The 22,626-nt window shown below is 43.1% G+C and carries 10 protein-coding genes, 9 tRNA genes, 5 rRNA genes and 1 other annotated feature; all 24 genes read left to right on the plus strand.

Annotation, left to right across the window (positions count from 1 at the left end; genetic code table 11):
• Positions 1–130 precede the first annotated feature (130 nt).
• Positions 131–3,048: ribosomal RNA gene (locus OLD84_RS01165) — 23S ribosomal RNA — on the plus strand.
• Positions 3,049–3,216: 168 nt separating this feature from the next.
• Positions 3,217–3,332 (plus strand): 5S ribosomal RNA (gene rrf / locus OLD84_RS01170).
• A 62-nt stretch (positions 3,333–3,394) separates the two neighbouring features.
• Positions 3,395–3,470 (plus strand) — tRNA-Val (locus tag OLD84_RS01175).
• Positions 3,471–3,473: 3 nt separating this feature from the next.
• Positions 3,474–3,549, plus strand: a tRNA-Thr gene (locus OLD84_RS01180).
• Positions 3,550–3,619: 70 nt separating this feature from the next.
• Positions 3,620–3,695, plus strand: a tRNA-Lys gene (locus OLD84_RS01185).
• Between the two features lie 3 nt (positions 3,696–3,698).
• Positions 3,699–3,780, plus strand: a tRNA-Leu gene (locus OLD84_RS01190).
• A 21-nt stretch (positions 3,781–3,801) separates the two neighbouring features.
• A tRNA-Gly gene (locus OLD84_RS01195) sits at positions 3,802–3,876 on the plus strand.
• Positions 3,877–3,882: 6 nt separating this feature from the next.
• A tRNA-Leu gene (locus OLD84_RS01200) sits at positions 3,883–3,971 on the plus strand.
• 7 nt (positions 3,972–3,978) lie between these two features.
• Positions 3,979–4,055, plus strand: a tRNA-Arg gene (locus OLD84_RS01205).
• 6 nt (positions 4,056–4,061) lie between these two features.
• Positions 4,062–4,138, plus strand: a tRNA-Pro gene (locus OLD84_RS01210).
• A gap of 8 nt (positions 4,139–4,146) precedes the next feature.
• Positions 4,147–4,222, plus strand: a tRNA-Ala gene (locus OLD84_RS01215).
• Positions 4,223–4,585: 363 nt separating this feature from the next.
• Positions 4,586–6,153, plus strand: a 16S ribosomal RNA gene (locus OLD84_RS01220).
• Between the two features lie 195 nt (positions 6,154–6,348).
• Positions 6,349–9,267: ribosomal RNA gene (locus tag OLD84_RS01225) — 23S ribosomal RNA — on the plus strand.
• Between the two features lie 168 nt (positions 9,268–9,435).
• Positions 9,436–9,551, plus strand: a 5S ribosomal RNA gene (gene rrf / locus OLD84_RS01230).
• The 16S, 23S and 5S rRNA genes sit together here with 9 tRNA genes alongside, the layout of an rRNA operon.
• A gap of 289 nt (positions 9,552–9,840) precedes the next feature.
• Positions 9,841–10,539, plus strand: a complete 699-nt coding sequence (locus OLD84_RS01235; protein WP_209463925.1) for an MgtC/SapB family protein — start codon at positions 9,841–9,843, stop codon at positions 10,537–10,539.
• 373 nt (positions 10,540–10,912) lie between these two features.
• Entirely contained in the window at positions 10,913–11,380 is a 468-nt protein-coding gene (locus tag OLD84_RS01240) for a CtsR family transcriptional regulator (protein ID WP_209463926.1), read from the plus strand.
• 12 nt (positions 11,381–11,392) lie between these two features.
• A complete protein-coding gene (locus OLD84_RS01245) occupies positions 11,393–11,941 on the plus strand; it encodes a protein-arginine kinase activator protein McsA (protein ID WP_209463927.1) in 549 nt (182 codons plus the stop codon).
• Positions 11,938–13,005: a protein-arginine kinase McsB gene (locus OLD84_RS01250; RefSeq protein WP_209463928.1), complete on the plus strand. Its 1,068-nt coding sequence runs from the start codon at positions 11,938–11,940 to the stop codon at positions 13,003–13,005. Before OLD84_RS01245 ends, OLD84_RS01250 begins: the two co-directional genes overlap by 4 nt.
• 13 nt (positions 13,006–13,018) lie before the next feature.
• A complete protein-coding gene (clpC, locus tag OLD84_RS01255) occupies positions 13,019–15,445 on the plus strand; it encodes an ATP-dependent protease ATP-binding subunit ClpC (protein WP_209463929.1) in 2,427 nt (808 codons plus the stop codon).
• A gap of 505 nt (positions 15,446–15,950) precedes the next feature.
• Positions 15,951–17,324: a DNA repair protein RadA gene (gene radA, locus OLD84_RS01260; protein ID WP_209463930.1), complete on the plus strand. Its 1,374-nt coding sequence runs from the start codon at positions 15,951–15,953 to the stop codon at positions 17,322–17,324.
• A gap of 168 nt (positions 17,325–17,492) precedes the next feature.
• Positions 17,493–18,587, plus strand: a complete 1,095-nt coding sequence (locus tag OLD84_RS01265; RefSeq protein ID WP_209463931.1) for a PIN/TRAM domain-containing protein — start codon at positions 17,493–17,495, stop codon at positions 18,585–18,587.
• A gap of 196 nt (positions 18,588–18,783) precedes the next feature.
• Entirely contained in the window at positions 18,784–20,253 is a 1,470-nt protein-coding gene (gene gltX, locus OLD84_RS01270; RefSeq protein ID WP_209463932.1) for a glutamate--tRNA ligase, read from the plus strand.
• Positions 20,254–20,299: 46 nt separating this feature from the next.
• Positions 20,300–20,523, plus strand: a binding site (T-box leader).
• A 48-nt stretch (positions 20,524–20,571) separates the two neighbouring features.
• Entirely contained in the window at positions 20,572–21,243 is a 672-nt protein-coding gene (gene cysE, locus OLD84_RS01275; RefSeq protein ID WP_209463933.1) for a serine O-acetyltransferase, read from the plus strand.
• A complete protein-coding gene (gene cysS, locus OLD84_RS01280) occupies positions 21,224–22,624 on the plus strand; it encodes a cysteine--tRNA ligase (RefSeq protein WP_209463934.1) in 1,401 nt (466 codons plus the stop codon). Before cysE ends, cysS begins: the two co-directional genes overlap by 20 nt.
• The last annotated feature ends 2 nt before the right edge of the window (positions 22,625–22,626 follow it).

Raw genomic sequence — 22,626 nt, forward strand, 5'->3', positions numbered from 1 at the left:
ATGGTTGTTTGGTTCAGTTTTGAGGGATGTAAATCTCTCATTTTGTTATTTTGTACCTTGAAAACTAAATAAGAGTAATCAACGACATCAAATTAAATTGTACGTTCTTTTGAATGAAAACAAGTAACTTAGTTAAGTGAAGAAGAGCGCACGGTGGATGCCTTGGTACGAGGAGCCGAAGAAGGACGGGACTAACGCCGATATGTCTCGGGGAGTTGTAAGTAAACATTGATCCGAGAATTTCCGAATGGGGGAACCCACTGTTCGTAATGGAACAGGACATTTATCTGAATACATAGGATAAATGAGGCAGACCCGGGGAACTGAAACATCTCATTACCCGGAGGAAGAGAAAGCAAATGCGATTTCCCAAGTAGCGGCGAGCGAAACGGAAACAGCCCAAACCAAAGAGCTTGCTCTTTGGGGTTGTAGGACATTCCATTGGAGTTACAAAGAAATGCGTTAGACGAATCGATCTGGAACGATCAGCCATAGAAGGTAAGAGCCCTGTAGTCGAAAAGGCATTTCCTCCGGAGTGTATCCTGAGTACGGCGGAACACGAGAAATTCCGTCGGAATCTGGGAGGACCATCTCCTAAGGCTAAATACTTCCTCGTGACCGATAGTGAACCAGTACCGTGAGGGAAAGGTGAAAAGCACCCCGGAAGGGGAGTGAAATAGAACCTGAAACCGTGCGCTTACAAGTAGTCGAAGCCCGTTAATGGGTGACGGCGTACCTTTTGTAGAATGGACCGGCGAGTTACGATTACATGCAAGGTTAAGTGGAAGACACGGAGCCGCAGCGAAAGCGAGTCTGAACAGGGCGTCTCTAGTATGTGGTCGTAGACCCGAAACCGTGTGATCTACCCATGTCCAGGGTGAAAGTCAGGTAACACTGACCGGAGGCCCGAACCCACGTATGTTGAAAAATGCGGGGATGAGGTGTGGGTAGGGGTGAAATGCCAATCGAACACGGAGATAGCTGGTTCTCTCCGAAATAGCTTTAGGGCTAGCCTCAAGGTTGATTGTACTGGAGGTAGAGCACTGATTGGACGAGGGGCCCTCACCGGGTTACCGAATTCAGTCAAACTCCGAATGCCAGCTACTTTGCCTTGGGAGTCAGACTATGGGTGATAAGGTTCATAGTCGAGAGGGAAACAGCCCAGACCGCCAGCTAAGGTCCCAAAGTATACGTTAAGTGGAAAAGGATGTGGAGTTGCCCAGACAACCAGGATGTTGGCTTAGAAGCAGCCATCATTTAAAGAGTGCGTAATAGCTCACTGGTCGAGTGACTCTGCGCCGAAAATGTACCGGGGCTAAACGTATCACCGAAGCTGCGGATTGTTCTTAGAACAATGGTAGGAGAGCGTTCCAAGTGCTGTGAAGTCAGACCGTGAGGACTGGTGGAGCGCTTGGAAGTGAGAATGCCGGTATGAGTAGCGAAAAAAGAGTGAGAATCTCTTTCACCGAAAGCCTAAGGTTTCCTGAGGAAGGCTCGTCCTCTCAGGGTTAGTCGGGACCTAAGCCGAGGCCGAAAGGCGTAGGCGATGGACAACAGGTAGATATTCCTGTACCACCTCGTGACTGTTTGAGCGATGGGGGGACGCAGTAGGATAAGGAATGCGCACAGATGGAATAGTGCGCCCAAGCAGTGAGAAAGTCGAATAGGCAAATCCGTTCGGCAATTTCAAGCTGTGATGGGGAGGGAAATTGAGTACCGAAGTTCCCGATTTCACACTGCCAAGAAAATCCTCTAGTGAGGTCACAGGTGCCCGTACCGCAAACCGACACAGGTAGGCGAGGAGAGAATCCTAAGGTGAGCGGGAGAACTCTCGTTAAGGAACTCGGCAAAATGACCCCGTAACTTCGGGAGAAGGGGTGCTCACTCGTGAGTGAGCCGCAGTGAATAGGCCCAAGCGACTGTTTATCAAAAACACAGGTCTTTGCGAAGCCGAAAGGCGAAGTATAAGGGCTGACACCTGCCCGGTGCTGGAAGGTTAAGGGGAAGCGTTAGCTTTCGAGCGAAGCGCAGAACCGAAGCCCCAGTAAACGGCGGCCGTAACTATAACGGTCCTAAGGTAGCGAAATTCCTTGTCGGGTAAGTTCCGACCCGCACGAAAGGTGCAACGACTTGGGCACTGTCTCAACGAGAGACCCGGTGAAATTATACGATGTGTGAAGATGCACATTACCCGCGACAGGACGGAAAGACCCCGTGGAGCTTTACTGTAGCCTGATATTGAATGTTGGTATAGCTTGTACAGGATAGGTGGGAGCCTTAGAAACGTGAGCGCTAGCTTACGTGGAGGCATCCGTGGGATACCACCCTGGCTGTACGAACCTTCTAACCCAGGACCGTAATCCGGTTCGGAGACAGTTTCAGGCGGGCAGTTTGACTGGGGCGGTCGCCTCCTAAAAAGTAACGGAGGCGCCCAAAGGTTCCCTCAGAATGGTTGGAAATCATTCGTAGCGTGTAAAGGCACAAGGGAGCTTGACTGCGAGACCTACAAGTCGAGCAGGGACGAAAGTCGGGCTTAGTGATCCGGTGGTACCGCATGGAAGGGCCATCGCTCAACGGATAAAAGCTACCCCGGGGATAACAGGCTTATCTCCCCCAAGAGTTCACATCGACGGGGAGGTTTGGCACCTCGATGTCGGCTCATCGCATCCTGGGGCTGTAGTCGGTCCCAAGGGTTGGGCTGTTCGCCCATTAAAGCGGTACGCGAGCTGGGTTCAGAACGTCGTGAGACAGTTCGGTCCCTATCCGTCGTGGGCGTTGGAAGTTTGAGAGGAGCTGTCCTTAGTACGAGAGGACCGGGATGGACATACCGCTGGTGTACCAGTTGTTCCGCCAGGAGCATGGCTGGGTAGCTACGTATGGCAAGGATAAGTGCTGAAAGCATCTAAGCATGAAGCCCCCCTCAAGATGATACTTCCCATCACTTTAAGTGAGTAAGATCCCTCAGAGACGATGAGGTAGATAGGTTCGAGGTGGAAGCGTGGTGACACGTGCAGCTGACGAATACTAATCGATCGAGGACTTAACTAATTTCTTATTTGATCGGCGTTGATGATACTCTTATTTAGTTTTTAGGGTATAAATGGACAAAAACCCTTGCATTTTAGACAAAAAATGCATATAATAAAACTTGTCCTTATCATAAGGAAGTTCTGTTGATATGTTCACATCCAGTGAATAACACAGAATGACATCAGGTCTGGTGGTAATAGCGGAGAGGTCACACCTGTTCCCATGCCGAACACAGAAGTTAAGCTCTCCAGCGCTGATGGTAGTTGGGGCTTTGCCCCTGCAAGAGTAGGACGTCGCCAGGCTTTATAGATATAATGAATCAATTTGATATTATATATCTATACGTAAGAATATATTATATGTTGGAGGATTAGCTCAGCTGGGAGAGCACTTGCCTTACAAGCAAGATGTCGCAGGTTCGAGCCCTGCATCCTCCACCATTTGCCGGCCTAGCTCAACTGGCAGAGCAACTGACTTGTAATCAGTAGGTTGGGGGTTCAAGTCCTCTGGCCGGCACCACTTTTGATTTTATGAAAATGTATATTACACTTAGATTGACAATCACATAAAGTAATTGGTTTAATTGTACGAGCCATTAGCTCAGTCGGCAGAGCATCTGACTTTTAATCAGAGGGTCGGAGGTTCGAATCCTCCATGGCTCACCATTAGCGGGTGTGGCGGAATCGGCAGACGCGCTAGATTTAGGATCTAGTGTCTTCGGACGTGGGGGTTCAAGTCCCTTCACCCGCATTATTATTTAAATATGCCAAAGCGGAAGTAGTTCAGTGGTAGAACACCACCTTGCCAAGGTGGGGGTCGCGGGTTCGAATCCCGTCTTCCGCTCCAAACCCTGCCGGGGTGGCGGAATGGGCAGACGCACAGGACTTAAAATCCTGCGATAGGTTACTATCGTGCCGGTTCGAGTCCGGCCCTCGGCACCATATATATGCGCCCGTAGCTCAATTGGATAGAGTACTTGACTACGAATCAAGGGGTTAGAGGTTCGAGTCCTCTCGGGCGCACCATTTTAACGGGAAGTAGCTCAGCTTGGTAGAGCACTTGGTTTGGGACCAAGGGGTCGCAGGTTCGAATCCTGTCTTCCCGACCATTTAATACGGGGCCTTAGCTCAGCTGGGAGAGCGCCTGCCTTGCACGCAGGAGGTCAGCGGTTCGATCCCGCTAGGCTCCACCAAAAATAATTTTAAAAACATATTGACTTTCACAAGTCAGCATGGTAAATTAATAAAGTCGCATTTTTGAGAAGCGACACAAAATCAAATCTTAAAAAACACTTCAAAAAAGTTATTGACTTATAGAAGTGGGCATGATAAGATGAAGAGGTTGCTATTTTAAAGCAATCACTGAAATTTGCTCCTTGAAAACTGAACAAAACAACCAGTATGTCAAGAAGAACAGGTTACTGTTTTTCACATGTCAGAAGAGGTAAGTGAATGTCCGGATTCTATGAATTCGACAAAAACAAATTTCTTTTGCACATGAAAGGAAGAAAGCTAAGACAATTGATGAGATTGACGGTGTCGATCTTATTCAAACTTTTTTGGAGAGTTTGATCTTGGCTCAGGACGAACGCTGGCGGCGTGCCTAATACATGCAAGTCGAGCGCGTGAAGCAGATGGAATCCTTCGGGAGGAAATCTGTGGACCGAGCGGCGGACGGGTGAGTAACACGTGGGCAACCTACCTGTAAGATTGGGATAACTCGCGGAAACGCGAGCTAATACCGAATGACACTTTTTATCTCCTGATGAGAAGTTAAAAGGCGGCTTTTAGCTGTCACTTACAGATGGGCCCGCGGCGCATTAGTTAGTTGGTGAGGTAAAGGCTCACCAAGGCGACGATGCGTAGCCGACCTGAGAGGGTGATCGGCCACACTGGGACTGAGACACGGCCCAGACTCCTACGGGAGGCAGCAGTAGGGAATCATCCGCAATGGACGAAAGTCTGACGGTGCAACGCCGCGTGAGTGATGAAGGTTCTCGGATCGTAAAACTCTGTTGTTAGGGAAGAACAAGTACCGTTTGAATAAGGCGGTACCTTGACGGTACCTAACCAGAAAGCCCCGGCTAACTACGTGCCAGCAGCCGCGGTAATACGTAGGGGGCAAGCGTTGTCCGGAATTATTGGGCGTAAAGCGCTCGCAGGCGGTCTTTTAAGTCTGATGTGAAATCTTGCGGCTTAACCGTGAGCGGTCATTGGAAACTGGAGGACTTGAGTACAGAAGAGGAGAGTGGAATTCCACGTGTAGCGGTGAAATGCGTAGAGATGTGGAGGAACACCAGTGGCGAAGGCGACTCTCTGGTCTGTAACTGACGCTGAGGAGCGAAAGCGTGGGGAGCGAACAGGATTAGATACCCTGGTAGTCCACGCCGTAAACGATGAGTGCTAGGTGTTAGGGGGTTTCCGCCCCTTAGTGCTGAAGTTAACGCATTAAGCACTCCGCCTGGGGAGTACGGCCGCAAGGCTGAAACTCAAAAGAATTGACGGGGGCCCGCACAAGCGGTGGAGCATGTGGTTTAATTCGAAGCAACGCGAAGAACCTTACCAGGTCTTGACATCCTCTGCAACCGGTAGAGATACCGGGTTCCCTTCGGGGACAGAGTGACAGGTGGTGCATGGTTGTCGTCAGCTCGTGTCGTGAGATGTTGGGTTAAGTCCCGTAACGAGCGCAACCCTTAATCTTAGTTGCCAGCATTAAGTTGGGCACTCTAAGGTGACTGCCGGTGACAAACCGGAGGAAGGTGGGGATGACGTCAAATCATCATGCCCCTTATGACCTGGGCTACACACGTGCTACAATGGATGGAACAAAGGGCAGCGAAGCCGCAAGGTGTAGCAAATCCCATAAAACCATTCTCAGTTCGGATTGCAGGCTGCAACTCGCCTGCATGAAGCCGGAATCGCTAGTAATCGCGGATCAGCATGCCGCGGTGAATACGTTCCCGGGCCTTGTACACACCGCCCGTCACACCACGAGAGTTAGCAACACCCGAAGTCGGTGAGGTAACACGTTTACGTGAGCCAGCCGCCGAAGGTGGGGCCAATGATTGGGGTGAAGTCGTAACAAGGTAGCCGTATCGGAAGGTGCGGCTGGATCACCTCCTTTCTAAGGATAAATAGAAGGAACGCTTCAGAGGTACCCTAACGGGTTCTCTGAGGTCAGGGACATACATGGTTGTTTGGTTCAGTTTTGAGGGATGTAAATCTCTCATTTTGTTATTTTGTACCTTGAAAACTAAATAAGAGTAATCAACGACATCAAATTAAATTGTACGTTCTTTTGAATGAAAACAAGTAACTTAGTTAAGTGAAGAAGAGCGCACGGTGGATGCCTTGGTACGAGGAGCCGAAGAAGGACGGGACTAACGCCGATATGTCTCGGGGAGTTGTAAGTAAACATTGATCCGAGAATTTCCGAATGGGGGAACCCACTGTTCGTAATGGAACAGGACATTTATCTGAATACATAGGATAAATGAGGCAGACCCGGGGAACTGAAACATCTCATTACCCGGAGGAAGAGAAAGCAAATGCGATTTCCCAAGTAGCGGCGAGCGAAACGGAAACAGCCCAAACCAAAGAGCTTGCTCTTTGGGGTTGTAGGACATTCCATTGGAGTTACAAAGAAATGCGTTAGACGAATCGATCTGGAACGATCAGCCATAGAAGGTAAGAGCCCTGTAGTCGAAAAGGCATTTCCTCCGGAGTGTATCCTGAGTACGGCGGAACACGAGAAATTCCGTCGGAATCTGGGAGGACCATCTCCTAAGGCTAAATACTTCCTCGTGACCGATAGTGAACCAGTACCGTGAGGGAAAGGTGAAAAGCACCCCGGAAGGGGAGTGAAATAGAACCTGAAACCGTGCGCTTACAAGTAGTCGAAGCCCGTTAATGGGTGACGGCGTACCTTTTGTAGAATGGACCGGCGAGTTACGATTACATGCAAGGTTAAGTGGAAGACACGGAGCCGCAGCGAAAGCGAGTCTGAACAGGGCGTCTCTAGTATGTGGTCGTAGACCCGAAACCGTGTGATCTACCCATGTCCAGGGTGAAAGTCAGGTAACACTGACCGGAGGCCCGAACCCACGTATGTTGAAAAATGCGGGGATGAGGTGTGGGTAGGGGTGAAATGCCAATCGAACACGGAGATAGCTGGTTCTCTCCGAAATAGCTTTAGGGCTAGCCTCAAGGTTGATTGTACTGGAGGTAGAGCACTGATTGGACGAGGGGCCCTCACCGGGTTACCGAATTCAGTCAAACTCCGAATGCCAGCTACTTTGCCTTGGGAGTCAGACTATGGGTGATAAGGTTCATAGTCGAGAGGGAAACAGCCCAGACCGCCAGCTAAGGTCCCAAAGTATACGTTAAGTGGAAAAGGATGTGGAGTTGCCCAGACAACCAGGATGTTGGCTTAGAAGCAGCCATCATTTAAAGAGTGCGTAATAGCTCACTGGTCGAGTGACTCTGCGCCGAAAATGTACCGGGGCTAAACGTATCACCGAAGCTGCGGATTGTTCTATCGAACAATGGTAGGAGAGCGTTCCAAGTGCTGTGAAGTCAGACCGTGAGGACTGGTGGAGCGCTTGGAAGTGAGAATGCCGGTATGAGTAGCGAAAAAAGAGTGAGAATCTCTTTCACCGAAAGCCTAAGGTTTCCTGAGGAAGGCTCGTCCTCTCAGGGTTAGTCGGGACCTAAGCCGAGGCCGAAAGGCGTAGGCGATGGACAACAGGTAGATATTCCTGTACCACCTCGTGACTGTTTGAGCGATGGGGGGACGCAGTAGGATAAGGAATGCGCACAGATGGAATAGTGCGCCCAAGCAGTGAGAAAGTCGAATAGGCAAATCCGTTCGGCAATTTCAAGCTGTGATGGGGAGGGAAATTGAGTACCGAAGTTCCCGATTTCACACTGCCAAGAAAATCCTCTAGTGAGGTCACAGGTGCCCGTACCGCAAACCGACACAGGTAGGCGAGGAGAGAATCCTAAGGTGAGCGGGAGAACTCTCGTTAAGGAACTCGGCAAAATGACCCCGTAACTTCGGGAGAAGGGGTGCTCACTCGTGAGTGAGCCGCAGTGAATAGGCCCAAGCGACTGTTTATCAAAAACACAGGTCTTTGCGAAGCCGAAAGGCGAAGTATAAGGGCTGACACCTGCCCGGTGCTGGAAGGTTAAGGGGAAGCGTTAGCTTTCGAGCGAAGCGCAGAACCGAAGCCCCAGTAAACGGCGGCCGTAACTATAACGGTCCTAAGGTAGCGAAATTCCTTGTCGGGTAAGTTCCGACCCGCACGAAAGGTGCAACGACTTGGGCACTGTCTCAACGAGAGACCCGGTGAAATTATACGATGTGTGAAGATGCACATTACCCGCGACAGGACGGAAAGACCCCGTGGAGCTTTACTGTAGCCTGATATTGAATGTTGGTATAGCTTGTACAGGATAGGTGGGAGCCTTAGAAACGTGAGCGCTAGCTTACGTGGAGGCATCCGTGGGATACCACCCTGGCTGTACGAACCTTCTAACCCAGGACCGTAATCCGGTTCGGAGACAGTTTCAGGCGGGCAGTTTGACTGGGGCGGTCGCCTCCTAAAAAGTAACGGAGGCGCCCAAAGGTTCCCTCAGAATGGTTGGAAATCATTCGTAGCGTGTAAAGGCACAAGGGAGCTTGACTGCGAGACCTACAAGTCGAGCAGGGACGAAAGTCGGGCTTAGTGATCCGGTGGTACCGCATGGAAGGGCCATCGCTCAACGGATAAAAGCTACCCCGGGGATAACAGGCTTATCTCCCCCAAGAGTTCACATCGACGGGGAGGTTTGGCACCTCGATGTCGGCTCATCGCATCCTGGGGCTGTAGTCGGTCCCAAGGGTTGGGCTGTTCGCCCATTAAAGCGGTACGCGAGCTGGGTTCAGAACGTCGTGAGACAGTTCGGTCCCTATCCGTCGTGGGCGTTGGAAGTTTGAGAGGAGCTGTCCTTAGTACGAGAGGACCGGGATGGACATACCGCTGGTGTACCAGTTGTTCCGCCAGGAGCATGGCTGGGTAGCTACGTATGGCAAGGATAAGTGCTGAAAGCATCTAAGCATGAAGCCCCCCTCAAGATGATACTTCCCATCACTTTAAGTGAGTAAGATCCCTCAGAGACGATGAGGTAGATAGGTTCGAGGTGGAAGCGTGGTGACACGTGCAGCTGACGAATACTAATCGATCGAGGACTTAACTAATTTCTTATTTGATCGGCGTTGATGATACTCTTATTTAGTTTTTAGGGTATAAATGGACAAAAACCCTTGCATTTTAGACAAAAAATGCATATAATAAAACTTGTCCTTATCATAAGGAAGTTCTGTTGATATGTTCACATCCAGTGAATAACACAGAATGACATCAGGTCTGGTGGTAATAGCGGAGAGGTCACACCTGTTCCCATGCCGAACACAGAAGTTAAGCTCTCCAGCGCTGATGGTAGTTGGGGCTTTGCCCCTGCAAGAGTAGGACGTCGCCAGGCTTTAACAATAAAAGCATGAATGCAAAATTTGCATTCATGCTTTTTGTATTATATATGGTATTATATATAGAATAAGTTAGTATGTTGGATCAATTTCATAAATCTTAACTCAAGTCTTCAACATAGGAAGCACTTCAAGTATGTATGAAAAAAGAAATTTTTAAATCCTTTTTACTGCTCAAAACGAAACACTACTTCGTTTATATTTTTTGTATGAATAAATTAGAGATTATATATATACACATGAGTATATCACAACATATTGGTATATAAGAAAAGGAGATCAAAAATGCAGGAAGCTCTTCAGCATGTATTTGGAGATGATTTTTTTACGATAATGATCCGCGTGCTAATTGCATTGCTTTTATCAGGGATAATTGGTTTTGAACGTGGATTGAATAATCATTCTGCTGGTTTTCGTACACATATTCTTGTGGGTGTCGGAGCTTGCTTAATGATGCTTTTTTCTTTTTATGGTTTCGAAGAATTTATAGAAGAATATAATAATATTCGATTTGATCCAGCAAGAATCCCATCTTATGTTATTAGTGGGATTGGCTTCCTTGGAGCAGGAACGATCATTGTATATGGAGGAACGATTCGCGGCTTAACTACTGCGGCTTCAATTTGGACAGTTGCTGGGATAGGATTGGTAGTAGGTGCAGGAATGTATGGAGCAGCTATATTTACAACATTTATAATTTTACTTAGTTTGGTTTTCCTGAATAACTTTGAAAAACTATTCACAAAAGGAAATTCTTCAAATTTAATTGAAATTATAGCTTTACCAGATCTACAGATAAATGAAGTTATCTCTGCATTTGAAAAGTTCGATTCGGTAATAAAAAAAGTAGAAATTACGAAGTCAGAAAATAATATAAGAAATATCTTTGTGAAAATTGAACGGAAATCTAATTTGGATAGAGTGGCTTTAGTTGAAGAAATCTCCAAAATTGAGCATGTTAAAAATATATCTGAGATAAAATAATCAAATTTACTTGGGAACTTTACACATTAAATATGTTGTAAAGTTTTTTCTTTGTTTTGAATCTCCTTTTTTTGTCTAACATATATATAGGTTGAGAATGCTACTATTTTTATTGAATAAGAAATGCTCGAAAATACTTATCAAGCCACCTTACCGTTTGCAACTTTTATGAGGCTACTTTTTTTAGAAAGGTTAGCATTGGTCAGGCCGTAAATGTCGAGTTCCAACTCCCGCACTTATGTAGTCCTATTTGCAAAAAATACGTAGGAATAGAAAACAAGGTATTTGCATCTCACATATTTTGGAGTATAATAAAAGCATAGTCAAAGATAGTCAAAGTCAAAGGCTTATACAACGAAGAGGAGGTGGGCTCATGAGTAATATTTCAGATGTGATTGAGCAATATTTAAAAGAGATTTTGCAATCAAGAGGACAAAATACCATCGATATAAAACGAAGTGAAGTTGCTGATCAGTTTCAGTGTGTCCCCTCGCAAATTAATTATGTGATTAACACCCGCTTTACTGTGGAAAAGGGATATATAGTAGAAAGTAAACGTGGTGGCGGTGGTTACATTCGAATCATACGAATTATACATCAAGAAAAGTCTGAACTTATTGATGAAATTATAGAGATGATTAACCCCACAGTTACACAACAAGCTTCAATTGATGTGCTGGATAGGCTTTTAGAAGAAAATTTAATCACTGAGCGGGAAGCAAAAATAATGTTGAGTGGAATTGATAGAAATACACTAGCGTTTCAGCTTCCTCTCCGGGATGAAGTACGTGCTCGTGTGTTAACAGCTATGCTTGCTCAGTTAAAATACTTAATCAAGTGAGGGGGAAACACAATGGAATGTCAAGAATGCCAACAGCGTCCGGCTACATTCCACTTTACTCAAGTGATAAATGGCGACAAAAAGGAAGTCCATGTTTGTGAAGAGTGTGCAATGGAAAAAGGATATATGACGTCCCCAGAAGAAGGGTATTCTCTTCATAATTTACTTGCAGGCTTGTTTAACTTTGATTCTGCAATTATGGAAAGCAAGCAAAGTAATGCTTATAAGCAAGAAAATGAGCTAAAATGTTCCCATTGTGAGATGACACTTTCGCAATTTAAACAATTAGGGAAATTTGGCTGCGCAGCTTGCTATGATACGTTTTCTGGGCGACTTGATCCAATATTTCGTCGTGTACATTCAGGGAATACACAACATTATGGAAAAATACCTAAACGTCAAGGTGGCAATTTGCATACAAAGAAACAACTGGAAAGTTATAGAACAGAATTACAAAAATTAATTGGAGAAGAAAACTTTGAAGAAGCCGCAAAGGTAAGGGATCAAATTAGAGCATTGGAACAAGAAAATGGCAATACGGAAGCAGGTGATAATTCATGACATTAAAACGATTCATGAATGAAGCAATCAGTCCTTGGATGCGTGAGGAAGGCCCGGATAGCGATATTGTTTTAAGTAGTCGTATCAGACTTGCAAGAAACTTCTCAAGCGTTTCTTATCCTATTTTTGCTGATCGGGTAAAGTTAACGGAAATTCGTGATTTTTTCAAAGAGGAATATGAACATCGGTCTTTTCAGGATTATGAAGATTTTGCATTTATCTCTATTCAGGATTTATCAGATGTCGAAAAACGTGTATTAGTAGAAAAACATCTTATTAGCCCGCATTTATCAAAAAACGAGGGGGCTGCTGCAACCATCATTTCAAAAAATGAGCAGGTATCGATTATGATAAATGAAGAGGATCATATTCGTCTCCAGCTTTATTTTCCAGGTTTCCAATTATCTAAAGCATTGGAAAAAGCCTTTCAGTTGGATGATTGGCTGGAGGAAAAGGTTAACTATGCCTTTGATGAGACAAGAGGATATTTAACAAGTTGTCCAACAAATGTTGGTACGGGAATGCGCGCTTCTGTTATGATGCATCTTCCTGCGTTGGCAATGACAAAACAAATTAATCGAATGATACCAGCGATTAACCAGTTGGGGCTCGTCGTTCGAGGGATCTATGGAGAAGGCAGTGAAGCACAAGGGAATATCTTCCAAATATCGAATCAAATTACATTAGGGAAATCAGAAGAAGATATTATAGGTGACTTACAGAGCGTTGTTAACCAGTTAATTGAGCATGAAAGGAATGCAAGAAGTCATATAATGAAACAATCAAGTACGAAGTTAGAGGACCGCATTTATCGTTCCTATGGCGTGTTGGATTATAGCAGGGTTATTGGATCAAATGAAGCAGCAATATGCTTGTCAAATGTACGATTGGGAATTGATTTGGGTTTGATAAAAAATGTTTCTCGTAACATACTTAATGAATTAATGATTCTTACACAGCCAGGATTTTTGCAACAATATGCAAAGGCGACATTAAGCGCAGATGAACGTGATAAACTTAGGGCGACACTAATCCGCGAACGATTACAATTGGAGAACCGATAGGAGGAAATAATATATGATGTTTGGACGTTTTACAGAAAGAGCACAAAAAGTATTAGCTTTATCACAAGAGGAAGCAGTAAGACTTGGACATAGCAATATTGGTACAGAACATGTTCTTTTGGGACTTGTGGGTGAAGGAGAAGGAATTGCTGCAAAAGCATTGGAGTCGTTAGGGCTAGAAGTTTCTAAAATTCAAGAAGAAGTAGAGAAGCTAATCGGTGTTGGAAAAGAACCAATGAAGTCGATTCACTATACACCAAGAGCGAAAAAAGTGGTGGAATTATCCCAGGATGAAGCAAGAAAACTTGGACACTCTTATGTTGGAACAGAGCACATTCTTTTAGGTCTGATCCGTGAGGGTGAAGGTGTTGCAGCTCGCGTACTAAACAACCTCGGTGTGAGCTTAAATAAGGCAAGACAGCAAGTGCTTCAGCTACTCGGGAGCAATGAGTCACAAGGCGGGAGACAAGGGCGTAATAATCAGCAGTCAAGTGCAAATACACCAACCTTGGATTCCTTAGCAAGAGATTTAACGGTAATTGCTAAAGAAGGAAGTGTCGATCCCGTTATTGGTCGAGGCAAAGAAATTGAACGCGTTATCCAAATATTAAGTCGCCGGACAAAAAATAACCCCGTATTAATTGGGGAGCCTGGTGTCGGTAAAACTGCTGTTGCAGAAGGTTTAGCACAGCAAATTATTGATAATGAAGTTCCTGAGACATTGCGTGATAAACGCGTAATGACACTTGATATGGGGACAGTGGTAGCAGGTACGAAATATCGTGGTGAATTTGAAGATCGATTGAAAAAGGTAATGGAAGAAATACGCCAAGCAGGCAACATTCTTCTATTTATTGATGAGCTGCATACACTCATTGGTGCAGGAGGAGCTGAAGGTGCGATTGATGCATCGAATATATTGAAACCTTCCCTCGCACGTGGCGACCTGCAATGTATTGGTGCAACGACACTAGATGAGTATCGTAAATATATTGAAAAGGATGCTGCACTGGAGCGTAGGTTCCAACCAATTCAAGTAGATGAACCAACATTAGAGGAAACAGTTCAAATTTTACGTGGTCTACGTGACCGTTATGAGGCACATCATCGTGTAACCATCACAGATGATGCGATTGAAGCTGCTGCAAACCTATCCCATCGTTATATTTCAGATCGCTTCCTGCCTGACAAAGCGATTGACTTAATTGATGAAGCGGGTTCAAAAGTTCGATTAAATTCATATACGATTCCACCTAATTTAAAAGAGTTGGAACATAAACTTGGTGACGTGCGCAAAGAAAAAGATGCATCCGTACAGAGCCAGGAGTTTGAAAAGGCAGCATCGTTACGTGATAACGAACAGCGTCTGCGTGAAGAATTGGAAGAAACCAGAAAGGAATGGAAGGAAAAACAAGGGCAAACAGACACAGAAGTAACGGTTGAAGATATTGCTAGTGTTGTTTCGATATGGACAGGAGTTCCGGTCTCAAGGCTGACGAAAGATGAAAGCGAACGCTTGATGAACATGGAAGAAACGCTGCATAATCGTGTTGTTGGCCAAGAAGAGAGTGTTAATGCGGTAGCTCGAGCTATTCGAAGAGCTCGTGCAGGCTTAAAAGATCCGAAACGTCCTATTGGCTCGTTTATATTCCTGGGACCTACAGGTGTTGGTAAAACGGAGCTGGCTCGAGCATTAGCGGAAACAATGTTTGAAGATGAGGAAGCGATGATCCGGGTTGACATGTCGGAATACATGGAGAAACATTCGACCTCTCGTTTAGTTGGCTCGCCTCCTGGCTATGTAGGCCATGAAGAAGGTGGTCAGTTAACAGAGAAAGTTCGAACAAAGCCATATTCTGTTGTTTTACTTGATGAAATAGAAAAGGCGCATCCAGATGTATTTAATATTTTATTACAAGTACTGGAGGATGGCCGTTTAACAGATTCAAAGGGACGTGTTGTTGATTTCCGTAATACGGTTCTCATTATGACTTCCAACGTTGGAGCTAGTGAATTAAGGCGTAATAAATATGTCGGATTTAACCTTGGCGAAGAAGGTTCGGATTACAAGGATATGAAAGCCAAAGTGACAGAAGAAATGAAAAAGGCATTCCGACCAGAGTTCTTAAACCGTATTGATGAAATGATTGTATTCCATTCACTGGAAAGAAAGCATATGAAGCGTATTGTCACATTAATGATTGACCAATTAAAAGAACGTTTAGCTGACCAAGATATCGAATTTTCGTTGACCGATAAATCGATAGAAAAAATTGCAAATGAAGGGTTTGACCCTGAATATGGCGCTCGACCATTGCGAAGGTCAATTCAGCATAACATTGAAAATCTATTGTCAGAGGAACTTCTCAAGGAAAACATTACAAAAGGTCAAAAAGTGAAGGTTGGTTTAAACAATAAAGGTGAATTCACTTTACTATAGGGGTTTAAGCGAATTCCCCTCCTTTGCTTAATAGATAAAGTTGTTTTCTAAAAGATTGGGACTGTGGTTACTCGTCCCACCGAAAAGAATTGTTGTTTTTAGCACAAGATCTATAAAAGACGAAGTAACTACCAGGTTGATTTCCGCTGCGTACAGTCGCTTTCCGCGGGCACGGCTTTGCCCTGGCAAGGAGGCTCACGGGTCACCCTAAGGTGCGCGTAGTGTATTTCCGTAGCGGGGTAAAAGTATCATCCCTTATTTCAAGTTACGTCATCTTTTATATCAACTATGGAGATTTAAAAGCAACAATACTTATGAAAAGAGCCATAGATAAAAAGCTAGAAGCATCGTCTTCTAGCTTTTTATCATAGATCATTTTTCAGCTAGAACATGAAATTGTGGCATTACTTTGGAAACTTTTAAACAAATTGATAGATTGCTGTAACCTAAAAGGACGAAAAAAGGTATATAATAGAGGAATGAATGAATGAAGGGGTAGAGTGCTTTGGCAAAACGGAAAACGAAATATGTATGTCAGGAATGTGGATATGAATCAGCTAAATGGATGGGAAAATGTCCTTCCTGTAATGACTGGAATACATTAATTGAAGAAGTTGAAGCATCAAGTGGCAGAAATCAGCATACAGTAAGCGGGGGCGTAAAAAATGCTAGTAAACCAGAAAAAATAACTGCTATCGAATCGGAAAAAGAACCTCGGATGACAACCTCGATGATGGAATTTAACCGAGTGCTGGGTGGAGGAATTGTTCCTGGATCTTTAGTGTTGGTTGGTGGTGATCCTGGTATAGGTAAATCAACATTATTATTACAAATTTCCGCCCAATTAGCTGATAAAAACCTCTCTGTATTATACATATCAGGAGAGGAATCAACTCGCCAAACAAAGCTTCGTGCAGATCGATTAGGGATTAAATCTGATTCACTCTATGTTTTGGCTGAAACAAACTTATTTGATATCACGAAACAAATTGATGAAATAAGGCCATCTTTTGTTGTCATTGATTCGATTCAAACCATTTTTAAAGAGGAAGTACAAAGTGCTCCTGGAAGTGTACCTCAAGTACGAGAGAGTACAAATGAATTAATGAAAATAGCGAAAACGAACGGCATCCCAATCGTTATTGTTGGACATGTAACGAAAGAAGGTGCTATTGCAGGGCCGAGAATGCTCGAACATATGGTAGATGCAGTGCTTTATTTTGAAGGGGAAAGGCATCACATGTATCGAATTTTACGGGGGGTCAAAAACCGCTTCGGAAGTACCAACGAAATGGGTATATTTGAAATGAAAGAAGAAGGGCTTCGCGAGGTGATGAATCCTTCTGAAATATTCCTAGAGGAACGTTCTCAAGGGGCTGCTGGATCTACTGTTGTTGCTTCTATGGAGGGAACGAGGCCTGTTTTAGTTGAAATACAGGCATTAATTTCTCCGTCCAGCTTTGGAAATCCGCGTAGAATGGCTACAGGAGTTGATGCTAGCCGAGTACCTTTATTAATGGCGGTATTAGAAAAAAGAGTCGGTTTAATGCTGCAAAATCAAGATGCATATATTAAAGTTGCTGGTGGAGTGAAACTTGATGAACCCGCTATCGATCTGGCAATTGCTGTTAGTATTGCCTCCAGTTTCCGTGATCAAGCAACCTTACCAGAAGATATTTTTATTGGAGAAGTGGGGTTAACAGGTGAGATAAGGCGTGTTTCTCGTTTTGACCAGCGTGTTCAGGAAGCAGCAAAACTAGGTTTTAAACGTGTTATTTGTCCCAAAAAGAATTTGGATGGCTGGAAAATCCCAAAAGGTATTCAAGTTGTTGGTGTGGATACCGTTCAGGAAGCATTAGATACAGGTTTGGCAAGATAATCCAGAAAAAAGTATTGATAATGTTATTTACTTATGCTATAATTTAATGTTTCCCAAATTGATAACATGCCAGAGCTATGCTATTATTTAATTAGTATGATAGTTTTTCTTTATTATAGGATTATTTTTTATTTTAAAAGGCAATAATAAGGACAGGAGGTGACAGTGGTGCTGAAAAATATTGTTCATTTATTTTTTATTATTTTAGGTGGTACCATGGGGTATTTATATATACCATATTTGATTAATTTATTTGATTTTACGCAAGCAAGTTGGTTAGCATCGGCATATCTAGGCATGATAGTAGGTGCAATTATATTCTTTCTTATTTCCTACTGGCTCGCAGGTTATATCGTAAAATCATTAAAATGGGTAGAAGACGCGCTCATTAAAGTCCCTGCAGTAGATTTATTTTTTGGTAGTGTAGGGTTGATACTGGGGTTAGTTATTGCTTACTTTATTAATATGCCACTACAGGATATTAACATTGGAATTGTCTCACAAGTACTACCGCTCTTTATTATGATTTTATTAGGTTATCTTGGATTTCAAGTTGGGTTTAGACGTAGGGAGGAATTCGTCAACTTATTAAATGTGAATAAAAAAGAGCAAAAAAGAAGGCCGTTAGATGCCGATGCTCGTGAATCCAATCAACCAAAAGCAAAAATCCTTGATACAAGTGTTATTATTGATGGCCGGATAGCGGATATTTGTCAAACAAATTTCCTAGAAGGAACGATTGTGATCCCACAATTCGTTTTAGGGGAATTGCAGCATATCGCCGACTCTTCAGATGCATTAAAGCGAAACAGAGGACGCCGAGGATTAGATGTGCTGAATCGAATTCAAAAGGATTTGCCAGTTAAAGTAGAGATTTATGAAGGCGACTTTGAAGAAATACAGGAAGTTGACAGTAAGCTGATTAAATTAGCTAAAGTTATTGGTGGAATTGTTGTAACGAATGATTTTAATTTAAATAAAGTGTGTGATTTACAAAGTGTACCGGTATTAAATATTAATGATCTAGCAAATGCGGTTAAACCAGTCGTATTGCCAGGAGAAGAACTGGAAGTGCAAGTAATTAAGGATGGAAAAGAACATAATCAGGGAATTGCCTATTTAGATGATGGAACGATGATCGTCGTGGAGGAAGGAAGAAATTATATTGGAAAAACGATTGAAGTACTAATAACTAGTGTTCTACAAACCTCTGCTGGCAGAATGATTTTTGCAAAACCAAAATTACTTGAAAAAGCACAGTAAAAAGGGTATAACTTATAGAGGATACCATGAAAAAAGTGATAACAGACTATGTTATCACTTTTTGTTACACTAGTATCTGAGTAGTACATGACAGCACCTTATCTTCTAGGTAGATAGGGAACGCTTTTTGAACATCCTCTTTAACGAATGCCAAGTTTTCTAAATATAAACGTTTAACGATGAAAGGGGCAATACCATGACAAATGAAGTTCGTGTACGTTATGCGCCAAGTCCAACAGGTAATCTACATATAGGGAATGCGCGTACGGCATTATTTAATTATTTATATGCAAAACATTTCGGTGGGAAATTTATTATTCGGGTTGAGGATACGGATGACAAACGAAATGTAGTTGGTGGAGAAGAAAGTCAGCTTAAGTATTTAAAATGGCTCGGTATTGATTGGGAAGAAGGAGCTGATGTTGGTGGAGACTATGGCCCGTATCGTCAGACAGAGCGACTTGATATATATAATAAATATGTAGAGGAATTGCTTGAGAAAAACCTAGCCTATAAATGTTACATGACAGAAGAAGAACTAGACGCTGAACGAGAAGACCAACGTGCAAAAGGACAAGTACCGAAATACGCAGGTGCGCATTCAAATTTAACACCGGAGCAGATTGCTCAATTTGAAGAAGAAGGTCGCCAGCCTAGTATTCGTATGCGTGTCCCTGCTAATCAAACGTATACGTTTAACGATATAGTGCGTGCTAACATTACGTTCGAATCAAGTGATTTTGGTGATTGGGTCATCGTGAAGAAAAATGGTATCCCAACGTATAACTTTGCGGTTGCGATTGATGATTATTTAATGAAGATATCACATGTTCTGCGTGGGGAAGAGCATATTTCTAACACACCGAAGCAAATGATGGTCTATGATGCATTTGGTTGGACTCCGCCAAAATTTGGTCATATGACGCTAATTTTAAATGAAGATCGCAAGAAATTGAGTAAGCGCGATGAGCATATCTTACAATTCATTGAGCAATATCATAATTTAGGGTATTTACCTGAAACATTATTTAATTTTATTACGTTACTTGGCTGGTCTCCAGTTGGCGAGGAAGAAATCTTCGATAAGAGCAAACTGATTGAAATTTTTGATCCAGAACGCTTATCTACATCGGCAGCTATTTTTGATCCTCAGAAATTAAAATGGATGAGCAATGAATATATTAAAGCATCAGACCTTCAAACAGTAATTGATTTAGCAATGCCATATCTGATTGAAGCTGGTAGATTGTCTGAAGATATGGATGAAGACAAGCGGACCTGGGCAGAAAATGTAATTGCTTTATACAGAGAGCAACTTCGTTATGGTGCGGAGATTGTCGAATTAACCGCGTTATTTTTCAATGAAGCGATTCATTATGACGAAGGCTCTATGGATGTTCTTGAGCAGGAGCAGGTACCTGAAGTGTTGCAGGTGTTCACAGATAAACTTATCCACTTGGAGGATTTCACGAAAGATGCTATAAAAGCAGAAATTAAAGCAACACAAAAAGAGACAGGTCATCGAGGGAAAAAGCTATTTATGCCTATTCGTGTTGCAACTACTGGGCAAACGCATGGACCGGAACTCCCTATGGCTATTGAGTTGTTAGGAAGAAATGTTGTTTTAACAAGGCTGGATAAAGTTTTAAAGCAAATTGGAGCTTAATTAATTCACATTACAGCAAAAATGTAATATAGTATGAGTAATAAAATAGGGAACGTTTAACGAGGAAAAGTAGAAAACGGAGGCCTTATTCAGAGAGAATCACCACTGGCTGCGAGTGATTTTAAGGATCGTTTTTGAAGTGCCCCTCCTGAGTCTGTTATGGAATGCTAGTACATAACAGCGGAACTCTACCGTTATTTAGAGCATAAGTTGGGAGGAGATTTTATCTTTTCCAAACAGAGTGGAACCACGTTTCAAAGCGTCTCTGTGTATCTATTACACAGAGGCGTTTTTTCTATTAAGGGAGGTTAGTTTTAAATGGGGATATTCAAGCGGATGAAAGAAGATATGGCGGTTGTATTTGAACAGGATCCAGCAGCGCGGAGCAATATGGAGGTACTTTTGACTTATTCTGGTTTGCATGCCGTTTGGTTTCACCGGTTAGCCCACGCATTCTATAAAAAGAATTTATTTTTTATAGCAAGGGTTATCTCACAAATAAGTCGCTTTTTTACAGGAATAGAAATTCACCCAGGTGCGAAGATAGGCCATAGCCTTTTTATCGATCATGGAATGGGTGTTGTGATAGGAGAAACATGTGAAATTGGAAATAATGTAACTATCTTTCAAGGGGTTACATTAGGTGGTACAGGTAATGAAAAGGGAAAACGTCATCCAACCATTAAAGATAATGCACTTATTTCTACTGGAGCCAAAGTATTAGGTTCATTAACAGTTGGCGAAAGCTCTAAAGTAGGTGGTGGTGCTGTTGTTGTAAAGGATGTACCTGACCATTCCACCGTTGTAGGTGTACCAGGGAGAGTTGTCGTGCAAAATGGTGAGAAGGTACGAAAAGATCTGGATCACCATAAACTGCCGGATCCGGTCGCTGATAGATGTGCGGAATTGCAAAAGGAAATTGATGAATTAAAAATAGAATTAGCTACGTTGAAAGAAGGAGAATCTCCATATGCCGATAAAAGTTTATAATACACTAACACGTCAAAAAGAAAATTTTCAAGCGCTTCGTGATGGAAGAGTAAGCATGTATGTTTGTGGTCCGACCGTATATAATTATATCCACATAGGGAACGCTCGTCCTGCTATTGTTTTTGATTCTGTCCGTAGATACTTTGAATACAAAGGGTATACGGTTGATTATGTGTTAAATTTCACGGATGTGGATGATAAGATTATTAAAAGCGCAATTGAGCTGGGAGAAGAGGTACAGGATGTAGCGGATAAATTTATCGATGCATACCTGAGCGATGTAGAGGCTTTAGGCGTACAAAAAGCAACGTATAATCCACGTGTTACAGAAACAATGAATGATATTATTAGCTTTATTGAAGGCTTAATTGAAAAAGGGTATGCCTATGCAGTGGATGGAGATGTATACTTTAAGCCTCGTGCATTTGAAGGCTATGGAAAGCTATCGCATCAATCCATTGATGAGTTGCGTTCAGGGGCAAGAATTCAAGTTGGCGAGAAAAAAGAAGACCCACTTGATTTTGCTCTATGGAAAGATGCAAAAGACGGAGAAATAGCATGGGATTCCCCGTGGGGACGCGGAAGACCTGGGTGGCATATTGAATGTTCTGCAATGGCCAGAAAATATTTAGGTGAAACGATCGATATCCATGCAGGTGGACAGGATCTAGCGTTCCCTCATCATGAAAATGAAATTGCACAATCGGAAGCTATGACAGATCAAACGTTTGCAAATTACTGGATGCATAATGGTTATATTAATATTGACAATGAAAAGATGTCGAAGTCAGTTGGTAACTTTGTGCTTACAAAAGATTTGATTGAACATTACGATCCACGGGTTCTTCGCTTCTTTATGCTTAGTGTTCATTACCGCAATCCAATTAACTTCACTGAAACGTTATTAAGTAGTGCGAAGAATAGTCTGGATCGTATTAATACAGCCTACTTTAATTTGGAGCATCGTAAGCAAACAAGTATGAATTTAGTGGATGACAACGATCAGTGGTTGCAAAAAATATCGGAATTAGAACAACAATTTGAAGTGGAAATGGATGATGATTTTAATACAGCAAATGCTATTACAGTACTATTCGAGTTGGCGAAAGAAGCGAATGTTTACTTACAATCAAAACAAACGTCGACAACGGTTATAGAAGCTTTTCAGGAAACAATGCTTACGTTCGTTCATGTGCTAGGGATTGATTTGCAAGAAGAAGAAGAGCTAATAGATGAGCAAATAGAAGCGTTGATTCAAGAAAGAAATGAAGCTAGAAAAAATCGTGACTTTTCCCGTGCGGATGAAATTAGGGATCTGTTAAAAGAAAAAAATATTTTTCTGGAAGATACAGCCCAAGGCGTTCGCTGGAAAAGAGGCTAACA

The organism is Virgibacillus natechei, from assembly GCF_026013645.1.
In the GTDB taxonomy this organism is placed as follows: domain Bacteria; phylum Bacillota; class Bacilli; order Bacillales; family Amphibacillaceae; genus Virgibacillus_L; species Virgibacillus_L natechei.